Annotated in this window: 15 protein-coding genes; 10 read left to right on the top strand and 5 right to left on the bottom strand. The window is 62.6% G+C overall.

Translation table 11 applies throughout. From position 1 onward, the window contains the following. Positions 1–75 precede the first annotated feature (75 nt). The 3 genes from dnaA to LC531_RS05650 form a co-directional block, all read right to left on the bottom strand. Positions 76–1,611: a chromosomal replication initiator protein DnaA gene (dnaA, locus tag LC531_RS05660; RefSeq protein WP_223649340.1), complete on the bottom strand. Its 1,536-nt coding sequence runs from the start codon at positions 1,609–1,611 to the stop codon at positions 76–78. Positions 1,612–1,764: 153 nt separating this feature from the next. Then, positions 1,765–2,691 (bottom strand): bifunctional metallophosphatase/5'-nucleotidase, encoded by a 927-nt coding sequence (locus LC531_RS05655; protein ID WP_223649339.1) that lies wholly within the window; start codon positions 2,689–2,691, stop codon positions 1,765–1,767. 178 nt (positions 2,692–2,869) lie between these two features. Next, positions 2,870–3,619, bottom strand: coding sequence for a 5'-nucleotidase C-terminal domain-containing protein (locus tag LC531_RS05650; RefSeq protein WP_223649338.1), 750 nt, complete (start codon positions 3,617–3,619; stop codon positions 2,870–2,872). Positions 3,620–3,852: 233 nt separating this feature from the next. On the opposite strand from LC531_RS05650, the gene LC531_RS05645 reads away from it, so the two are divergent. From LC531_RS05645 to LC531_RS05600, 10 genes are all read left to right on the top strand, one after another. Beyond that, positions 3,853–5,658 carry a methylmalonyl-CoA mutase family protein gene (locus tag LC531_RS05645; RefSeq protein WP_223649337.1) on the top strand — a complete coding sequence of 602 codons (1,806 nt, stop codon included), beginning with the start codon at positions 3,853–3,855 and terminating at the stop codon, positions 5,656–5,658. Positions 5,659–5,683: 25 nt separating this feature from the next. After that, the gene (locus LC531_RS05640; protein WP_223649336.1) at positions 5,684–6,196 is read left to right on the top strand and encodes a hypothetical protein; all 513 of its coding nucleotides are present in this window, start codon (positions 5,684–5,686) and stop codon (positions 6,194–6,196) included. Between the two features lie 3 nt (positions 6,197–6,199). Continuing rightward, positions 6,200–8,371: a methylmalonyl-CoA mutase gene (gene scpA / locus LC531_RS05635; protein WP_223649335.1), complete on the top strand. Its 2,172-nt coding sequence runs from the start codon at positions 6,200–6,202 to the stop codon at positions 8,369–8,371. A 35-nt stretch (positions 8,372–8,406) separates the two neighbouring features. Further along, positions 8,407–8,787 (top strand): hypothetical protein, encoded by a 381-nt coding sequence (locus tag LC531_RS05630; RefSeq protein ID WP_223649334.1) that lies wholly within the window; start codon positions 8,407–8,409, stop codon positions 8,785–8,787. 24 nt (positions 8,788–8,811) lie between these two features. Beyond that, on the top strand, positions 8,812–9,015 hold the full coding sequence (locus LC531_RS05625) for a hypothetical protein (protein ID WP_223649333.1): 204 nt from the start codon (positions 8,812–8,814) through the stop codon (positions 9,013–9,015). Beyond that, entirely contained in the window at positions 9,002–9,364 is a 363-nt protein-coding gene (locus tag LC531_RS05620) for a DUF1304 domain-containing protein (protein WP_223649332.1), read from the top strand. Before LC531_RS05625 ends, LC531_RS05620 begins: the two co-directional genes overlap by 14 nt. Positions 9,365–9,721: 357 nt before the next feature. Next, positions 9,722–10,528 carry a hypothetical protein gene (locus tag LC531_RS05615; RefSeq protein WP_223649331.1) on the top strand — a complete coding sequence of 269 codons (807 nt, stop codon included), beginning with the start codon at positions 9,722–9,724 and terminating at the stop codon, positions 10,526–10,528. Between the two features lie 294 nt (positions 10,529–10,822). Then, entirely contained in the window at positions 10,823–13,609 is a 2,787-nt protein-coding gene (locus LC531_RS05610; RefSeq protein WP_223649330.1) for a TonB-dependent receptor, read from the top strand. An 11-nt stretch (positions 13,610–13,620) separates the two neighbouring features. Continuing rightward, complete coding sequence (locus LC531_RS05605) at positions 13,621–14,784, top strand: DUF4249 domain-containing protein (RefSeq protein WP_223649329.1); 1,164 nt, start codon at positions 13,621–13,623, stop codon at positions 14,782–14,784. A gap of 53 nt (positions 14,785–14,837) precedes the next feature. Beyond that, a complete protein-coding gene (locus tag LC531_RS05600) occupies positions 14,838–17,270 on the top strand; it encodes a hypothetical protein (protein ID WP_223649328.1) in 2,433 nt (810 codons plus the stop codon). Positions 17,271–17,315: 45 nt separating this feature from the next. Here the strand turns inward: LC531_RS05600 and LC531_RS05595 are convergent, their stop codons facing one another. Together LC531_RS05595 and LC531_RS05590 are read right to left on the bottom strand one after the other, a co-directional pair. Beyond that, positions 17,316–17,810 (bottom strand): ankyrin repeat domain-containing protein, encoded by a 495-nt coding sequence (locus LC531_RS05595; protein ID WP_332874845.1) that lies wholly within the window; start codon positions 17,808–17,810, stop codon positions 17,316–17,318. 33 nt (positions 17,811–17,843) lie between these two features. Next, positions 17,844–19,307: a M20/M25/M40 family metallo-hydrolase gene (locus LC531_RS05590; RefSeq protein ID WP_223649326.1), complete on the bottom strand. Its 1,464-nt coding sequence runs from the start codon at positions 19,305–19,307 to the stop codon at positions 17,844–17,846. Positions 19,308–19,323: the final 16 nt, after the last annotated feature.

Genomic DNA, 19,323 nt, shown 5'->3' with positions numbered 1-19,323 from the left:
AAATAACAGGTTTGGCTAATGGCACTCACGCCCTAGACAGAAGGTGCAAGAATAGCGCGCAACAAAATAGTAGCGTTATTTCTGCACGAATTTCTTGCGCAGCTCTACAATCTGGTCCTTGAACTTCTTGTCCGAATCAATCAAATCGGACACCGTTTGAACCGAGTGGATGACCGTGGCGTGGTCCCTCCCCCCGAAGTGATAGCCGATAGTTTTGAGCGAGTGGTTGGTGTGCTCCTTAGTGAAGTACATAGCCACCTGCCGGGCCGTAACTATCTCTTTCTTACGGGTTTTGTCCTTCAACAGCGCCACCGGCACGCTGAAGTAGTCGGCCACCGTTTTCTGAATAAAATCGACATTAACCTCGGCCTCTACCTCCTCAATAATGTGGCGCAGGGCACCTTTGGCCATTTCGAGGTCAATGTCGCGGCGGGTTAATACGCTCTGGGCCAGCAGGGTCGTGAGTACGCCTTCAAGCTCGCGCACGTTGGTGGGCACCGAATGGGCCAAATACTCCACCACCTGCGGCGCGATTTCCATGCCGTCCTGCTGAGCCTTATTCTGGATGATGGCGATGCGCGTTTCGAAGTCGGGGCTTTGCACGTCGGCCGTGAGGCCCCACTTAAAGCGGGAAAGCAGCCGGTCTTCGAGGCCGCTCAGCTCGCGCGGCGGGCGGTCGCTGGTCATCACGATTTGCCGGCCGCCCTGGTGCAAGTGATTGAAGATGTGGAAGAACATCTCCTGCGTCTTGCCCTTATTGGCCAGAAACTGCACATCGTCGAGGATGAGCACATCCACGAGCAGGTAGAAGTTGGCGAAGTCCTGCACGGCGTTGCGCTGCAGGCTTTCGATAAACTGGTTGGTAAATTTCTCGGCCGAGACGTAGAGCACGAACTTCTCGGTATTCGTGGCCTTGATGTGGTTACCGATGGCCTGCACCAAGTGCGTTTTGCCCAGCCCTACCCCCCCGTACACCATGAGCGGGTTGAAGGCGGTGGTGCCGGGCTTATTGGCCACGGCGAGGCCCGCCGAGCGGGCCAGGCGGTTGCAATCGCCCTCCACGTAGTTGTCGAACGTGTAGGTAGTATTCAGCTGCGAGGGCACGATGTTGCGGTCCATCGTCTTGGCCGCATCGAAGGGGTTGCGCAGGGTATTGGCGGCGACCTGGGCGGCGGTGGCGGTGTTACCGCCGGGCACCAGGTGGCGGGCCTGGGCCACCGGCCGGTTGGGCTGAATGCCGCCGGGTGCCGTGCCGTAATTGGGAGTAGGGCGGCCTTCGGGCGGCACGGCCAGGCTGGGGGCCGTTTTGCGGGCCGGCGGCAGGTGCATGGTTTTGGCCGAGGCCTGGGCATTACCCTGGTCCACTATCACGCTGTACTCCAGGCGGCCTTCGGGGCCAAGCTCTTGGTAGATAGCGCGTTTCAACTCCTCTACGTACTGCTCTTCGAGGTATTCGTAGAAGTAAACGCTCGGCACCTGGATGGTGAGCACATTGCCTTGCAGCTCAATCGGCACGATGGGCAGGAACCACGTATTGAAGCTCTGCTCCCCCACCTCGGCGCGGATAACGCGCAGGCACTTAGCCCAAACAGTGCGGAAATCCTGCGGCATGAGGTGAAAGAAAGAGACCCGGGTAGGCGGTCAGCAGCGAAAAAAGCCCCCCAAGTTCGGACCACGCCAGCGGCCGGCCCAACTTGAGGGGGACAAATTTGCGCATAAACCAGCAGACAAAAAAGCCGCCGAATGCTTGCTAATATCGGGCCGCTAGCAGGTAGCACCCACGGGCAGCACCAGCGCCCCGGTAGCCCGCACCGGCTGAGCGCCGCGCCGCAGCTCGTAGTCGATACGGCCGAGGTTGATGCCCGACCAGCCGACCTGGTTTATGAGCGTTACGTGGCCCTGGGGGCCGGTTATGGGCTCGGGAGTGGGCATAAAGGTGTGGGTGTGGCCACCCAAAATCAGGTCGATGCCGCCGACCTGAGCGGCTAGTTTGCGGTCGTCAATTTTTTCTTCTTCGTACTTGTAGCCGAGGTGCGAAAGGCAGATAACCATGTCGCAGCGCTCGCGCTGGCGCAGCAGCTGCACCTGCGCTTTGGCTACCGCCACGGGGTCGAGGTACTGGGTAGTGCCGAAGTTTTTATCCGCTACCAGTCCCTTTAGCTCGATGCCAAGGCCGAAAACACCGATGCGCGCGCCGCCCTTCTCAAACACCTTATAGGGCGCGAAGCGGCCGGCCAGCGGCGTACCGCCGAAGTCGTAGTTGGCGATGAGGAAGGGGAAGCCGGCGTTGGGCAGCTGCTTTTGCAGGCCTTCGAGGCCATTGTCAAAGTCGTGATTGCCAAAGGTACTGGCATCGTACTTCATGCGCGACATGAGCTTGTACTCGAGCTCGCCCTGGAAGAAGTTGAAATACGGCGTGCCCTGCCAAATGTCGCCCGAGTCGAGCAGCAGCACGTTCGGCTCCTGGCTGCGCACCTGGTTGATGAGGGCCTCGCGGCGGGCCATGCCGCCGAGCCCGGCCCACTTCGGGGCATTGTCGGGGAAAGGCTCGATGCGCGAGTGCATATCGTTGGTATGCAGAATAACGAGCCGCGCCGGGCCGCCGGCCGCGTGGGCTACCAGGCTGGGGCCGAGCACGCTCAGGCCGGCCGTACCAAGCAGGGATTGCTGGAGAAAGGAACGACGTTTCATTTAATAGATACCAAGATATCAAGTTAGAATTTACACAAAATCGTTTGTCATTTGCGAGCGTAGCGCGGCAATCGCCCCAGAACGACACCCGAGCCAGTCGTTCATCCATCGTTCGAGAACGATTGTCGTGCTGCGCTCGCAATGACAAACGCCTTCGCATAAATTACAGTTAACTGACTCAATTAACCCTACCTCCCGCCGGGGCCGCAACGGGCTGGCCAGTGGCGGTGAGGGCCTTGATATGGTCCACGATGGCGGTGCGCAGCAGTAGGCCGGTGTGGCGCAGCCGGGCGGACTTGAGAAAATCCATGTGGTCGCCGCCGCCGGCCAGGTAGTCCGAGATGGCGATGGAATAAGTCCGGGCGGGGTCCAAGGGCTGGCCGCCGATGCGAATAGTTTGGGGCTTGTTATCGGGCCCCACGGTATAGGTAGCGCCCGAAACGGCCATGTGCACGGGCGCGGCGTAGTCGAAAAGCTGCTGCACTACGGGGCCGGGCGCGTCGAGCACCACCAGCTCGTTCTCGAAGGGCATTAGCTCGAATACGTTGCCCAGCGTGACGGGGCCGGCGGGCAGGGCGTTGCGCATGCCGCCGTTGGTCATCACGCCCAGGGCAATGGGCTCGCCCTTGAAATACTGGCTGGCGGCGGTGCGCTGCAAGTCGGCCACGAAGTCCACGATGGCGTTTTCGCCCGGATTCTTACCCAGCGCCTCCGGGGCCGTGCCGATAACCTGCTGCATTTCGCGCTCCACCTGCTCGTGGTAGGGCCGGATGTAGGCGGCCGCACCGGCATCAGGGGCGATAGCGCTGCCCACCGGCTGGCTGGTGCTGGGCGGCAAGTGGGCCGTGGCCACGAGCGGACCGCGCTGGCAGGCCGTGGCCGAGCCAAGAAAAAGAAGACCGAACGTTGCCGAACGAAACAAGTGCATAGGAGAGGGCATTGGGCCTGGCGCTTAGGAAGCCGGGGCAGCCCAAAGTTACGTGAGCGGGGCGGCAGCCCCGCTCTGGCTGAAGCAGGCGGCTTTTTTTCTACCCAAAAGAGGAGCTGCAAATGCTTAGTTTTATTAAACGTGTAGCTCTACCATTGCTTAGTACGGCGGCCAGCGTATGCGGAGGGCACGGTAACTTGCGGGCGGTGCCGCCCGCACGCCGTCCTTCTACTATGCCCGATTCTTCCCCACCCCCTACCCCCCCGGTTTCGTTTCCCGAGTTCGCGCCCGTCAGCACGGCGCAGTGGCAGGCGCAGCTAACCCGCGAACTGAAAGGGGCCGACCCAGCCAGCCTGCGCTGGACCTTGCCCGACGGCCTCACGCTGGAGCCTTTTTACCACCGCGAAGCGCTCACTGCCCTGGGCGGCCTACCCGCGCCCCTACCCCCCCGGCCCGCGCCCTGCCGCAACGTGGTGGCCCTGAGCGTGCCCGCTGGCACTGATGGCCGCCTACAAATAGCGCAAGGGGCCGACGCGCTGGCGCGCGGGGCCGATGGGTTGCACTTCATCCTGCACGGCGACTCTACCCCCTTCGGCGTGGCCGACCTGGCTGCGCGCCTACCCCTGGCCGGCACCTGGCTGAGCTACACCGTGGCGCAAGGCCCCGAGCTGCTGCTGGCCCGGCTAGCTACCGCCGCCGAAGGCAATCCGCTGCGGGGTTTTTTGCGCTTCATACCGCCGGCTGGACCCGAGGGGGCCGAGCTGCTGGCCTTTCGGCAGGCGCTGCGCCAGTGCGTGGAGCTGGCGCGGGCGTGGCCAGATTTTTCGGCACTGGCCGTGAACGGGACGTTTTTTGGTAATCGCGGGGGCACGCTGACCCAGCAACTAGCCTTCAGCCTAAGCACCGCCGCCGCTTTGCTTACCGAGCTGCCGGCTGAGAACGGGGCTAGCCCCAGCCTGGCCGACGTGGCGCGAGCCCTGCACCTGGAGGTAGCCGTGGGCCCCAGCTACTTTCCCGAAATAGCCCGGCTGCGGGCCACGCGCCGGCTGTGGGCCACGCTGCTGCACGGCTATGGCCTACCCCCCGCCGGGGCGGCTACGCTACCCATTCACGCCAGCACCAGCACCTGGACCCAAACCACCCTCGACCCGCACACCAACCTGCTGCGCCACACCACCGAGGCCATGAGCGCGGTGCTCGGCGGCGCCGACTCCGTGCAGGTCGCGCCGTTTGATTGTCTCTACCAGGCCCCCAACGAGTTTAGCGCCCGGCTGGCCCGCAACCTGCCGGTGATTTTGCAGGAAGAAGCCCACCTCGACTGGGTAGCCGACCCGGCGGCGGGCTCCTATTTTATCGAGACGCTGACCGACGAGTTGGCCCGCGCCGCCTGGGCCGAGTTTCAGGCCCTGGAGGCGCAGGGCGGCATGGCCATCGCCCGCGGCCGCGCCCTGGAGGCCGTGAGCCAGGCCGGGCTTGATAAGTTTAAGCGCATTGCTACCGGCCAGGACGTGGTAGTGGGTACCAACCGCTTCCAGAATTTCCAGGAGAAATTCGATTTTCAGCCCAAGCAATTGCTGCGCTCGGGCGATTTTGATACGACCCGCGCCACCTACCCCAGCGAGGTGCTGCGCCTGGCCACGGCCCTGCACTTTGAGCGCCGCGCCAACCAGGACAAGCAAGCGACGCTGGTGCTGCTCGGCGATTCCCGCGTGAACGAGGACATCGCCGAGGCGTTCTGGCACTTGCTGCACCCCGGCGCACCGGTCCAGCCACCTATGCCCGATATCGCGCCCGACTCGTATTCCGTGCTGTTTTCCAAGCCCGACGCAGCCACCCTCATGTACGCCCGCCCCGCGCAGTTCGACCAGCTAGCGCGGGTGGTGCAGCAGGTGCCCAGCGGCCACGTTTTCGAGATTCCCTCGCTCATTACCTCTGATTTAGCTACGCTATTAGAGGCCGTGCGGGTATTTGGGTTCCAGGAATTCGTGGTGGAAGGGCACCACACGGAGGAAGTGCTGGCGCGGTTGCAGGGGCGGTAACGTTTAATAATTAGCCGTTTATCCGATGAAAGCAGGTGGCAAAATAATAGTTGGGCTGCTAATGCTACCTCTCGGCCTAGCTTTTATCTATTCATACTCTCAGCGCAAGCCCGAAAAGCTAAGATTTTATTTTGAAGATAATTTAGAATCCGATGTTTGGCGTGTTCCCATTATTGAGCCTTATCAGCTCATCACAACGGATGGCGTTAATAATCATCAAGCTGGTTATAGCAGGTGGACTTTTCAGGAACCAGATTTCCAAGAATACTTTCACCCAGACTCCATTAATTATCAGCCCGGATTCATCACTTTCCACGACACTTCCCAGCACAGCTATGGCTTTTGTGATATCACTCATAAAAGTATCAACTATTGCAACGATTATCAGCAATTTCGGAAGCTTGCGATTACCAAGGGTCTGTCGAAATTTTTATACAGTACTGAAATGGTTTACGAAGGCTGGTCTCAAACCAGACTATTACCCTGGGCGAAGGATATTTTAATGCAGCGGTGGGGCTTAACCAATAAAAACAACTAAATAATGCGTCCCGATTTTTCCACTATTCCCTACGACGCGGCGGCGCTTCCTACCCCACCCAAGCCGGCCGACTACCCCACCAATGGCCCAGCCGTGTACACGGCCGCCGACGTGGCGCACCTGCCGCACCTGGGCTTCGGGGCGGGCATAGCGCCTTATCTGCGAGGGCCTTACGCCAGCATGTACGTGCGCTCGCCCTGGACCGTGCGGCAGTACGCGGGCTTCTCGACGGCCGAGGAGTCGAACGCTTTTTACCGGCGCAACCTGGCCGGCGGGCAGAAAGGGCTGAGCGTGGCCTTCGACCTGGCCACGCACCGGGGCTACGACTCGGACCACCCCCGCGTGGTGGGCGACGTGGGCAAGGCCGGCGTAGCCATTGATACGGTGGAGGATATGAAGATTCTCTTCGACCAGATTCCGCTGGGCGAGATGTCGGTGAGCATGACCATGAACGGGGCGGTGCTGCCCATTCTGGCTTTTTTTATCGTGGCAGCCGAGGAGCAGGGGGTAGGGCCGGAGCAGCTGACGGGCACCATTCAGAACGATATTCTGAAGGAGTTTATGGTGCGCAATACCTACATCTACCCGCCCGCACCGAGTATGCGGCTCATCGCCGACATCTTCGCCTACTCGGCCGAGTTTATGCCCAAGTTTAATAGCATCAGCATCTCGGGCTACCACATGCACGAAGCCGGCGCCACCGCCGAGCTGGAACTGGCCTACACCCTGGCCGACGGCTTGCAATACGTGCGCGCCGGCCTGGCGGCGGGCCTGAAAATCGACGATTTCGCGCCGCGCCTATCCTTCTTCTGGGGCATCGGCATGAACCACTTTCTGGAGATTGCCAAGCTGCGCGCCGGCCGCCTGCTGTGGGCTAAGCTTATTCAGCAATTCAACCCGCAGAGCCCTAAGAGCCTGGCCCTGCGCACCCACTGCCAGACCTCGGGCTACTCGCTCACGGCCCAGGACCCGTTCAACAACGTGGCCCGCACCACCGTGGAGGCCCTGGCCGCTGCCCTCGGCGGCACCCAGAGCCTGCACACGAATGCGCTGGATGAGGCCCTGGCCCTACCCACCGATTTTTCGGCCCGCATCGCCCGCAACACCCAGCTGTACTTGCAGCACGAAACCGACATCACCAAAGTCGTGGACCCCTGGGGCGGCTCGTACTACGTGGAAAGCCTCACCGCCGACCTCGCCAATCAGGCCTGGGCTCTTATGGAAGAGGTCGAAGCCCTCGGCGGCATGGCCGCCGCCATCGAAACCGGCCTGCCCAAGCTCCGCATCGAGGAAGCCGCCGCCCGCAAGCAGTCGCGCATTGATACCGGCCAGGAAGTCATCGTGGGCGTTAATAAATACCTGGCCCCCGAGGGCGAAGCGCTGCTGGACGTGCTGCAAATCGACAACGACGCGGTGCGCGAGAGCCAGGTGGCGCGCCTGAAACAAGTGCGTGCCACGCGCGACAATACGGCCGTGCAAGCCGCGCTAGCGGCCATCACCGCCTGCGCGGTTAGCTACAATCTGCCCTCGGAAAGTATCACGAATGAGCCTGCCCCCACCGCCGACGAGCCAGGCCCTACCCCCCAGGGCAACCTCCTCGCCCTGGCCGTAACCGCCGCCCGCGCCCGCGCTACCCTCGGCGAAATCTCGGACGCGCTCGAAGCGGCCTGGGGCCGCCACCAGGCCACCAGCCGCACCGTGCAGGGCATCTACCAGCAGGGCATGACCGACAACGCCGACTTCGCCCAGGCCCGCCGGGCGGCCGAAGACTTTGCCGCCCGCGAAGGCCGCCGCCCCCGCATGCTGGTGGCCAAAATGGGCCAGGATGGCCACGACCGCGGTGCCAAAATCATCGCCACCAGCTTCGCCGACGTGGGCTTCGACGTGGACCTGGCCCCCCTCTTCCAAACCCCCGCCGAAGTAGCCCACCAGGCCGTCGACAACGACGTGCACGTGGTGGGCGTGAGCAGCCTTGCCGCCGGCCACAACACCCTACTCCCCCAGCTCATCGCCGAACTAAAACAGGAGGGTAGGCCCGATATCCTCGTCATCGCCGGCGGCGTCATTCCGCCCCAGGATTATCAGCAATTATATAACGCAGGCGTGGTTGGGATATATGGGCCGGGCACGGTGATAGCCAAGGCCGCACTGGAGATTTTGGGGAAGCTAGTTTAGGGCAGGCTGATAAGTAATGATTATTACACCTCCACATGGCCCGGCAAGTTTATATATTTCATAAACGGGGTAATTTATTTTACCTGGAAATGTCACTACTAGGCTTTGGCACGGGCTACGCAGCGCTGTTTGGCCTGCACTGGCACTGGCTATGGAGTGGGCTGGCGGCTATCGTTGTGCCACTGGTCGTTGCCTATCTGTTTGTCAGCTATCGGGTAGTCATGTACGTGTTATCGGTTGTCCTTTCTTTGGGCTGGGGGGCGATGGTCTACTACGTGGCGCAGGCGTTTGCTCATGCCAGCACCCTCGTAAGCGGACTATTGGGAGCCCTGACTATTGGGCTTAGTCTGTGGTCACACAAGAGCACGTATAATGCACAGCAGGACAACAGCATAGAAGTGCTAAGAGAACTGTAACTTATGCCCATAGCCCAACAGCTAATGCTCCTCTTTTCCACCCTCGACCGCCTGCGCGCTGACCTCGATACCCTGCGTCCGCTCACGCCCGAACAGGAGGCGCGGGCGCTGCAAAAGTTTCGGCTGGAATGGAATTACAACTTCCGTTATTCGGCGGGCCTAGTTGCTACTCAGTACCTTTCTTTGGAGCAACTCAACCTTGCAGCTTCCTACCATGCACCTGCTTAGCCAGCTACTCATTAGCCTAGTGGCCCTTATCCACGCTTACATCGTGTGGCTGGAAATGTTTGCTTGGACCGCGCGCGGACCGCAGGTATTCAAGTCTTTTCCGGCTGAACTATTTGGGCCGACGAAGGCGATGGCGGGTAATCAGGGGCTGTACAATGGTTTTCTGGTGGCGGGGCTGGTATGGGCGCTGCTCATCACCGACCCGCAGTGGCACCGCCATGTGGGGACGTTTTTTCTGGGCTGCGTGGCGGTAGCGGGCCTCTATGGTGCGGCCACGGCGGGCCGAGGTATTTTACTGGTGCAAACGGTGCCCGCCGCGCTGGCACTGGCGGCGTTGTGGCTGGCATAAGCAGCTGATTGTTCGGCAAAATCAAATTACCTACGCTACTGGCTTGGGGCCGAACTAATTTCCTCATCCCCTACCCTCCTCACAGACCCCGGACTCACGCAGCCGACTACGCTCCTCTACGGGTTCTGCGGCGGGCATTGGTGGCGTGGTGCGCAGTAGGTGAGCTAGCCGCTGCCGCCCGCTTGAGAGCAGGCTGGTAGGGTAGCACGAAGTAAGCTGAAAGCAGGATTTATTAGGGAGTAAGCTGTTGGTGGATGGCTAATTAGCCCGCTACCTATCTACAAGGCAGCAGGTAGTTACTTTGTGGGTTATCCGTTCCTATATTTGAAGCGTTTTGTTAGCTGGAAATTCCTGCGTATGCGCTTCATTTCATCTTTTCTGGCGCGCTGCTCGTGGCCGCTGCGGCTTTGCCTAGCTAGCCTCTGCCTGCTCTTGCTACCCGGCCAGCGCGCGTGGGCCCAGGTGCCCGCTGCCGACTCTAGCCTGGTGGCGGCGGCGATGAGCAGCCTGGGCCAGCACTACGCCCGCGGCCTAGGCGAAGAGTCGCGCCTGTACAGCGGCCCCGAATATGTGAACTACCTACGCCGCGACACCAAGGGCCACCAGTTTTTTGGGACCGAAGAAGCGCAGCCAGCCACCATCGACTACGCGGGCACTACTTACCCCAACGTGCCGCTGCGCTACGACCTGGTGCGTGGGCAGCTCGTGTTGCGGGCGCGGCTGGTGGGCCTGGAGCTGAGCCTGGTGAACGACAACGTGACGCGCTTCCAACTGGGCAGCCACTCGTTTATCCGCCTCGTGGCCGACTCGGCGGGCAGCTCGCCGGTGCATACCGGCTACTACGAACTGCTGGTCGATGGCCCGGTGCGGGTACTCGGGGCCTACGCCAAGCAGTATGAGGAGCGCGCCACGCCCATCGGCCTTGAGAGCGAGGTGAGGGCCAAAAAAGACGAGTACTTCGTGTACCAAGCCGGGCACTACACCCGGATTACCAAGGCCGGCACGCTGCTCGACCTCTTCCCGCAGGACAAGGCGGCGCTCCGCAAATTCAGCAAAGCCAATAAGCTGAAATTCAAGGGTGACCGCCGGGGCGCGGCTATTGCCGCGCTGGTACGCTATCAGGCCAGCCTAGCCCTGCCGGCCCCGGCCGGGCCAGCTCGCTAGCTTAGCGCAGCTTCGGCATCGATGGGCCTTTTTAAGGCGAATTCAAAACGAAAAGCTACACACCTTCTAAAGTGTCGTTATAAGTAGGCGTTTAAAAATGAATGAGTTATTAGCTGTTCGTTATTATCTGTTAGTCAGCATTTTATCTCCATGCTAACAAATGATAATGAACAGCTGACAACCAATGACTGACGGCTTGACTCTTCACTTTTAACTCACCATTCCTGCGCGAAAACTGCGCTGGAGCCAACGCTATTTTCAAAATTTTCTGCCTACCCCCCCTCCCGCCTTTATATGAAGCTACTCTACCGGATGGTGCTGCTACTACTGCTGGGCGTGGGCGGCAGCCTGCGCGGCTACGCCCAGGGCGCGGCTCCGCTCATCACGGGGCGCTTCGAGCACCTGAGCCTGGAGCAGTTTGCGCGGCAGTTGAGGGCGCAGGTGCCCTACCGCTTCTACTTCGACACGGCCGCCGTGCGGGGCCTCACCGTGACGGTGCAGGCGCAGGCGCAGCCGCTGGCCAGCGTGCTGCAGCAGGCGCTGGCCCCGGCGGGCTTGCAGTTTGCGATAGATGAGGAGCGCAACGTATTCTTTTTTAAAAGCGGCAGTTTGTCTACGGCGCTGCCCAGCGACTTCTTTCAACCGGCCGGGCTAGCCAGCGGCGCGGCCCCGCCAGCTAGCCCGGCCACGGGCACGGCGGCGGGACTGGCCGGTGGAGCCGCGCCGCCAGCCCGCGCGGCCAGCCCTAGCCAGGTGTACGAGATTGGTACGGCGCGGGCGGGTGCCAGGCGGGCCACGGTGTCGGGCATTATTCGGGAGGCAAAGTCGGGCGAGCCGGTGCTGGGGGCTTCGGTCTACGTGGAGGCACCCGCTGTGGGCACGACCACCGACCAGTTTGGCTACTACGTACTTACGCTACCGTTAGGGCCGCACGTGCTGCACGTGCGGGGCATTGGCATTAAAAATACCCAGCGCCGGATAGTGCTGAACGGCGATGGCAAGCTCGACCTGGCAATAGCCGAAGACTTCGCCAATCTGAAGGAAGTGCTGATAGAAGCCGAGAAGGATAAGAACGTGACCAGCCTGCAGATGGGCGTCGAAAAGCTCGACATCAAAACCATGAAGCAGGTGCCCACGGTGTTTGGCGAAACCGATATTTTGCGGGTCGTGATGACGCTGCCGGGCGTTAAAACCATCGGCGAGGGCAGCACCAATATCAGCGTGCGCGGCGGCGGCACCGGCCAAAACCTGATACTTTTCAACGACGCGGTGGTGTACAGCCCCTCACATTTGTTCGGCTTCTTTTCGGCCTTCAACTCCGACATGCTGAAGACGGTGGAGCTGTACAAAAGTGCCATTCCGGCGCGCTACGGCGGGCGGCTGGCCTCGGTGCTCGACATCACAACCCGCGACGGTAACAACAAGAAGCTGGCCGGGGCGGGCGGCATTGGGCCGCTCACCAGCCGCCTCACCCTGGAGGGGCCAATTATTAAGGATAAAAGCTCGTTTATCATCGGCGGGCGCGTCTCGTACTCCGACTGGCTGCTGCACGCGCTGCCCGACCGCAGCCTGAAGCAGAGCGCGGCCTCGTTTTATGACGTGAGCGCGCACATCACCCACCAGTTCGACGATAACAATACGCTCTACGCCACCGCCTACCTGAGCCACGACCATTTTAAGCTCTCGGCCGACACCTCGTATACGTATCGCAACACGGCCGCCAGCCTCAAGTGGAAGCACACCTTCGGCCCCAAGCTCTACGGCGTGCTCACGGGCACGGGCAGCCAGTATACGTACCAGATTGCGAGCGAGCGCAACTCCGTAACTGCCTCTAGCTTAGCGTTTGGCATTACGCAGTTTGGCGGGCAGGCCGATTTTAGCTACTTCCACAGCGCGGCGCACACCCTCGACTTTGGCGTGAGCAGCCTGCGCTACCGCACCGCGCCGGGCAGCCTGGCCCCGCTGGGCAGCGAGTCGCTGATAACGCCCAATGCCCTACCTGCCGAGCAGGCCCAGGAAAGCGCCCTCTACCTGGCCGACCAGTGGACCCCTACCCCCCGACTGGGGCTGTCGCTGGGCTTGCGCTACTCGCTGTTTAATGCGCTGGGTCCGCGCGACGTGAACGAGTACCAGCCGGGCGTGCCGCGCACGGAGAGCGGCATTATCGGCATCACGCACTACGGGGCGGGGGCCAACGTGGCGACCTACCACGGCCCCGAATACCGGGCTTCGGTGAAGTACTCGCTCACCGATAACTCGTCGGTGAAGGCGAGCTACAACCGCACCCGCCAGTACGTGCATCAGCTCTCGAACACGGCCTCGGTGTCGCCGGCCGATACCTGGAAGCTGAGCGACGCCTACGTGCGGCCGCAGGTGGGCGACCAGGTGTCGGTGGGCTACTACCGCAACTTTCGCAACAACACCATCGAAACGTCGGTCGAAACTTATTATAAGAAGCTGCGCGACTTTGTGGACTACACGAGCGGGGCCGTGCTGCTGCTCAACCACCACCTCGAAACCGACCTCGTGAATGCCCAGGGCCGGGCCTACGGCGTGGAGTTTTCCATCCGCAAAGCCACGGGCAAGATAAATGGCTGGCTGAGCTACACCTACTCGCGCTCCCTGGTACGCGTGCCGCCCGGCGCTACCCCCGAACTCATCAACGGCGGCAATTACTACCCCAGCAATTTCGACAAGCCCCACGACGTGAGCCTGGTGGGCAACTACCGCTTTAGCCGGCGCTTTAGCACTTCGCTCAATTTCAACTACAGCACCGGCCGGCCCATCACGCTGCCGCTGGCTTTGTACGATATCGGCGGCACGGCGCGGGTGGTGTACTCCGACCGCAACGCCTACCGGATACCCGACTATTACCGCGTCGATATCGGGCTCAACATCGAGGGTAGCCACAAGGTGCAGAAGCTGGCCCACAGCTCCTGGACGGTGGGCGTGTACAACCTCACTGGCCGGCGCAACCCCTACTCGGTCTATTTTAAGTCGCAGGATGGTAAAATCATGGGCTACCAGCTTTCGATTTTTGGCCAGCCCATTCCCACGGTTACCTACAATTTCAAGTTTTAAGCCCCGGCCCTATGACCCGCTGGAACCCTTACGCGGCGGCTAGCTGGCTGCTAGCCAGCCTGGCCCTACTGCTGGCCGGTTGCGTTGACCGCTACCTGCCCCCGGTCATCAGCAGCCCACAGACCTACCTCGTGGTGGATGGCTTCATCAACCTGCGCGGCGTGACCACGGTGCGGCTCTCGCGCAGCCGCAGCCTGAGCACGCCTACCTCGCCCGTCGAAATCAATGCCAGCGTGAGCATTCGGGATGAAACCGGGACCAGCTACCCCCTCTTCGAGCAGGGCGGCGGCATCAGCACCGGCACTGGCACTTACATCTCGGACTACCTCACGCTAAGCCCTACCCACCAGTACCAGCTGCGGCTGCGCACGGCGGCGGGCCGCGAATATGCCTCCGACCTGGTGGCCGGCAAGCTCACGCCCGCCATCGACCAGCTCTCGTGGGCCTCCGAACTCAATGGCGTGCAGGTGTATCTCGATGCCCACGACCCGGCCGGGGCCACGGGCTACTACCGCTGGACCTACCAGGAAACCTGGGCATTCCACTCCGAGTACCAGTCGGGCTACGAGTACGTGAACAATCAGGTACAGCTGCGCTACGAGGACATTTACCACTGCTGGCGTTCCGAAAACTCGACTGCCATCAAGCTGAGCACCACCACCGGGCTGAGCCAGGACGTGGTGGCTAAGTTTCCGCTCACCCTGCTGCCGGGCAACTCTGAGAAGCTGGGCACCCGGTACAGCATCCTGGTGCAGCAGTACGCCCAAACCCCGGAGGAATACGCGTACTGGGATAACCTGCGCAAGAACACCGAAAGCCTGGGCACGCTTTTCGACCCGCTGCCCAGCCAGCTTTCGGGCAACGTGCACGGCCTGACCGATGCCAGCGAGCTGGTGCTGGGCTACGTGGGAGCCACCTCCGTCACCGAGCGGCGGCTGTTCATCGACCGCAGCGAATTGCCGGCGGCCAACCATTTTTTGACGGGCTACGAAAACTGCCTGCCGCTCGACACGGTGCTTCTCAAGAACGTGCCATTTTACTTCTCCTTCCAGGGCTCGCTGCCCGTCTATGCCATTTATGGTATAGGCGGCGGGCTGCTAGGCTACACGGGGGGGGCGACCGACTGCGTGGACTGCCGCAGCCGGGGCACCAATGTGCGGCCCAGCTTCTGGTAGCAGCCGGCCCGTTGGCTCTCTTTTCATCCCTGCTTTTCCTTACCGTTTTGCGCATGTTTCGTCGCTGCTTGCTACCCGTTGGCCTACCCGGCCGCTTGCTTCGGAAGGCCGCCTGGCTGGGGCTGGCCGCGCTGCTGGGGCCGGGCGCGGCCCGCGGGCAAAGCGCCGACTCGCTCGCGGGCATCGGCCGGCGCTTTGCCCAGTATAGCCAGCGCGTGCCCACCGAGAAGCTCTTTGTGCACCTCGACCGGCCGTGCTACCTGAGCGGCGAAAGCCTGTGGTTTAAGCTCTACGCCGTGGAGGGTACCACCCAGCGCCCGCTGGCCGCCAGCAGCGTGGCCTACGTGGAGGTGCTCGACCCGGCGCAGGTGCCGGTATTGCAAGTCAAAGTCAAAATGGCGCACGCCACCGGCCAGGGCTCGCTGGTGCTACCCCCCGAATTACCCTCGGGCCGCTACACGGTGCGGGCCTACACCAGCTGGATGCAGAATTTTGGGCCGGAATACTTCTTCCAGCGCGTCATTACCGTCGTGAATACCCGCGCGCCGCTGCCGCTGGCTGGCCCGGCGGCCCGCCCGGCACCGGCCTACGACCCGCAGTTTTTCCCCGAAGGCGGCTACCTGGTGCAGGGGCTAGCCAGCAAAGTCGGCTTCAAGCTAACGGATAGGACCGGCCGGGGCGTAGCCGCCGAGGGCCGCGTGCTCGACCAGACCGGCGCTACCGTGGCCCGGTTTAAGACGCTGCGCTTTGGCCTGGGCAGCTTCGATTTCACCCCGGCCCAGGCCGGCGCGGCCTACAAGGCCGTTATGGAAATAGCTGACCAACCGCCAATTACCTGCGCTCTACCGGCCGTGCGCGAGCAAGGCTACGTGCTGCGCCTCGAAGACCTTGGCCCCGAGCAGCTGCGCGTAGTGGTGCAAGCGCGCGGCGCGGCGCTCGCCGCCGAAAACCTGTATTTGCTGGGCCACGCCGGGCAGCGGGTGGCCGTGGCGGCCAGCGCGCAGCTGCAAGCGGGCCAGGCGGTGTTTGTGGTGCCCAAGCAGCAGCTGGCCGCGGGGGTGTCGCATTTCACGCTCTTCAACAGCCGCCGGCAGCCGGTATGCGAGCGGCTGTATTTTCGGCCGCCCCCGACTACGCTGGCCCTCCGCGCGCAGGCTGATAAGCGCCAGTACGCCGCCCGCGAGAAGGTAACCTTGCAGCTGGGCAGCGGGCCGCAGCCCGCCAACCTGTCGGTGGCGGTATACCAGCTCGATTCGCTGGCGGCCGGCGGCGAACCCGGCATCACGAGCTACCTCTGGCTGGCCGCCGACCTGAAGGGCCAAGTCGAAAACCCCGATTACTATCTGGCCAGCCCTACCCCCGAAACCCAGGCCGCCACCGACAACCTGATGCTGACGCAGGGCTGGAGCCGCTTTAGCTGGGCGCAGGTGCTGGCCGAGCACCCCGATTCGCTGGCGTACCTGCCCGAGCTAAATGGCCCCGTGCTGCGCGGCCGCGTGGTAAGCACCCGCACGGGCGCCCCGGTGACTGGCGTGGGCACTTACCTGGCCAGCCCCAGCCGGCGCATTCAGTTCTTCAATTCGTTTAGCAAAAAAGATGGCAGCATCCAGTTTGAGCTGCCCGATTTTTACGGAACGCGCCAGCTCATCGTTCAGCCCAACTCCCAAAGAGACAGCCTATGTACGGTAGAGCTATTCAGCCCTTTCTCGCCGCGCTATGCAGCCAACCCGCCAGCGCCGCTTACGCTCGCGGAGGGCGTGGCGGCCAGCCTGCTGCGGCGGCACGTGCAGGCCGAGGTGCAGCAGCAGTTCAGCGATGGCCACCCGGCCCGCTACCTCGCGCCGCTGCTCGATAGCACGGCTTTTTATGGCAAGCCCAGCGAGCAGTATTTCCTCGATAAATACACCCGCTTTAAGGTGATGGAGGAGGTGATGCGCGAGTACGTGCCGGGCGTGCTGGTGCGCATTCGCAAAGACGGCTTTCACTTTTTGGTGCCCGACGACAACAGCCGGGAAATGCTGGAAAGCCCGCTGGTATTGCTCGACGGGGTGCCGGTTTTCAATACCAACCGCATCATGGCCTTCGACCCGTTGAAGGTGCAAAAGCTCGATGTGCTAACGTCCCGGTACTCGATGGGCCAATTTCTCTACGAGGGCGTGGTGAGCTACACCACCTACAAGGGCGACTTGGCCGGCCTGGAACCCGACCCGCGCGCCCTGCTGCAAGCCTACGAGGGCTTGCAGGGCCAGCGCGCGTTTTACGCGCCCCGCTATGAAACGCCCGCCGCCGCGCAAAGCCGCCTGCCCGACTTTCGCAACCTCTTGTACTGGAACCCTGAACTCCTCAGCCCGCCCGGCGGCGGTACCCAGACGAGCTTCTACACCTCCGACCAGGTTGGCAGCTACCGGGTGGTCGTGCAGGGCCTCTCCCCCACCGGGCTGACCGGCAGCACCAGCTTCACTTTTGAAGTGAAGGCCGCGTTATAAATAAAGCAAGCCTGGTGGCCTACCCCCCCATTGCCAGCCAAGTAGTTAGCTCTCGTTTTCCGCCTCGCCGCCGAGCAGCTTCCAGGCCTCTTCATTGCCTTGCTGGCCGGCGAGGTGCAGGGCGGTAAGGCCGCGAAAGTCGCGCAGGGATGCATCGGCCCCGGCTTCGAGCAGGATTTTGACCAGCTCATTGCGGCCGAAGAGGGTCGCAAACATGAGGGCCGTGCCGCCGTTGCCGTTGGTGAGGTCGAGAGCCGCGCCGCGCGCAAGGAGCAGGCGGGCGCTATCGGCGTAGCCCTTGAAGCTGACGCCCATCAGGGCCGAATTGCCGCTGGCGTCCTGCACGTTGGGGTCGGCCCCAGCATCGAGCAGGGCGCGGGCGGCGTCGAGGTGGTCGTCGTAAGTAGCCAGGATGAGGGCGGTGTAGCCCTTACCATTTTGGGCATTGAGGGCGAGCTGCGGGTCTTGCAGCAGCTGCCTGATGGCGGGCACGTCGCCGCGCCGGGCGGCATCGTGGAGCAAGTCTAGGGAGGAGGACATAGCCATTTTTTGAGCCTTACTACGAAAGGGGGCCTACCCCATGTTGCGAATCAGGGCGGCGTAGAACCGAATTAAAGTTAAGTAGGCGGCCGGGCGCAGCCGCTCATTGGTGCCGTGCAGGCTTTCGATAGCGGCCTGGTCCATCAGCACCGGCATGAAGCGGTAGGTGGCCTGCGGGCAGAGGGCGGCGTAGGCGCGGGCATCGGTAGCGCCCACCACCACGTAGGGCGCTACCAGCGCCGCCGGAAACACGCTTTTAATGGTGCGATGCAGGGCCGCAAACGCCGCGTTGTCGGTGCCCGACACGGGCGAGGCGGCGCGGTCCTCGCCGAGCGTTGTTACTTGAATCTGGGGGTCGTTGATAATTTCCCGGACCCGCCGCAGCACCGCGCCCACCGAGTCGCCGGGCAGCAGCCGAAAGTTGACGGTGGCCGTGGCGAGGGCCGGCAGCACGTTGTCTTTATCCCCGCCCCGCATGATGGTGGGCGCGGTGGTAGTGCGCAGGGCGGCGTTGCCGGAGGGGGTAGCAGCCAGCGACTTTTTAATTAAACTACCAAACAGCCACTGATTGGCAAAAACCAGGCGCTTGCCAAACGGCACGGTCGGGGCCAGGTAGGCCAGCAGGCCGCTCACGCCGCCATCGAGGCGGGCCGGAAACGGCTGAGCCTCCAGCCGGGCCACGGCGGCGGCCACCCGGCCCACGCTGGTGAGCGCGGGCGGCATCGACGAGTGGCCGCCTGCCCCGGTGGCCGTCAGCTCCAGGCTGAGGTAGCCTTTTTCACTCACGCCCACCAGCGCCACGGGCTGCGCGAGGCCCGCTACTCCGTCGCTTTTGACGAGGCCGCCTTCATCAAGCACCATTTCTAGGCGGGGGTAGCGTTTCTGGATGAGCGCGGCTAGGGCGGCGGCCCCGCGCCGGCCCTGGGTTTCTTCATCGTGCCCGAAGGCCAGCAGCACCGTGCGGCGGGGCTGGTAGCCGGTACGCAGCAGCGCCTCCACGGCTTCGAGCTGGCCCAAAAGGTTGAGCTTATCGTCGAGCGCACCGCGGCCGTAGAGGTAGCCGCCCGCCTGCTGCCCGGCGAAGGGCGGCCGCGCCCACTGGCCCGCGGTGCCGGGCAGCACGGGCACCACATCCTGGTGGGCCAGCAGTAGCAGCGGTTTCAGCGAGGAATCGGTGCCGGGCCACTCGTAGAGCCGGGCGTAGTGATTAACGGTCTGCAATTTAAGCCGCTGATGCACCAGCGGGAACGTGCGCTGCAAATACGCCGCCAGCTGGTCGAAGGGTAGGGAATCCGTTTCGGCGTACACCGTGCGCGACACGGTAGCGATGCGCAGCGCGCTCGCCAGGTGCGCCGTCATCGAGTCGGGTACGAGGGGTAGGGCCGGGGCGGGCGGCACCGCGGCTAGCTGGTGATTGGGCAGGCGCAGAGTATTGGCGAGTAGCACGGCCGCCAGACCAAGGGCTACAAACAGCAGCAGTAGTAGAAAACGGCGCATAGGCTAGCGTTTTTGC

This window comes from Hymenobacter psoromatis (assembly GCF_020012125.1).
GTDB classification, from domain to species: domain Bacteria; phylum Bacteroidota; class Bacteroidia; order Cytophagales; family Hymenobacteraceae; genus Hymenobacter; species Hymenobacter psoromatis.
The sequence above is the reverse complement of the archived record's forward strand: the minus strand, read 5'-3'. Positions and strand labels throughout refer to the sequence as shown.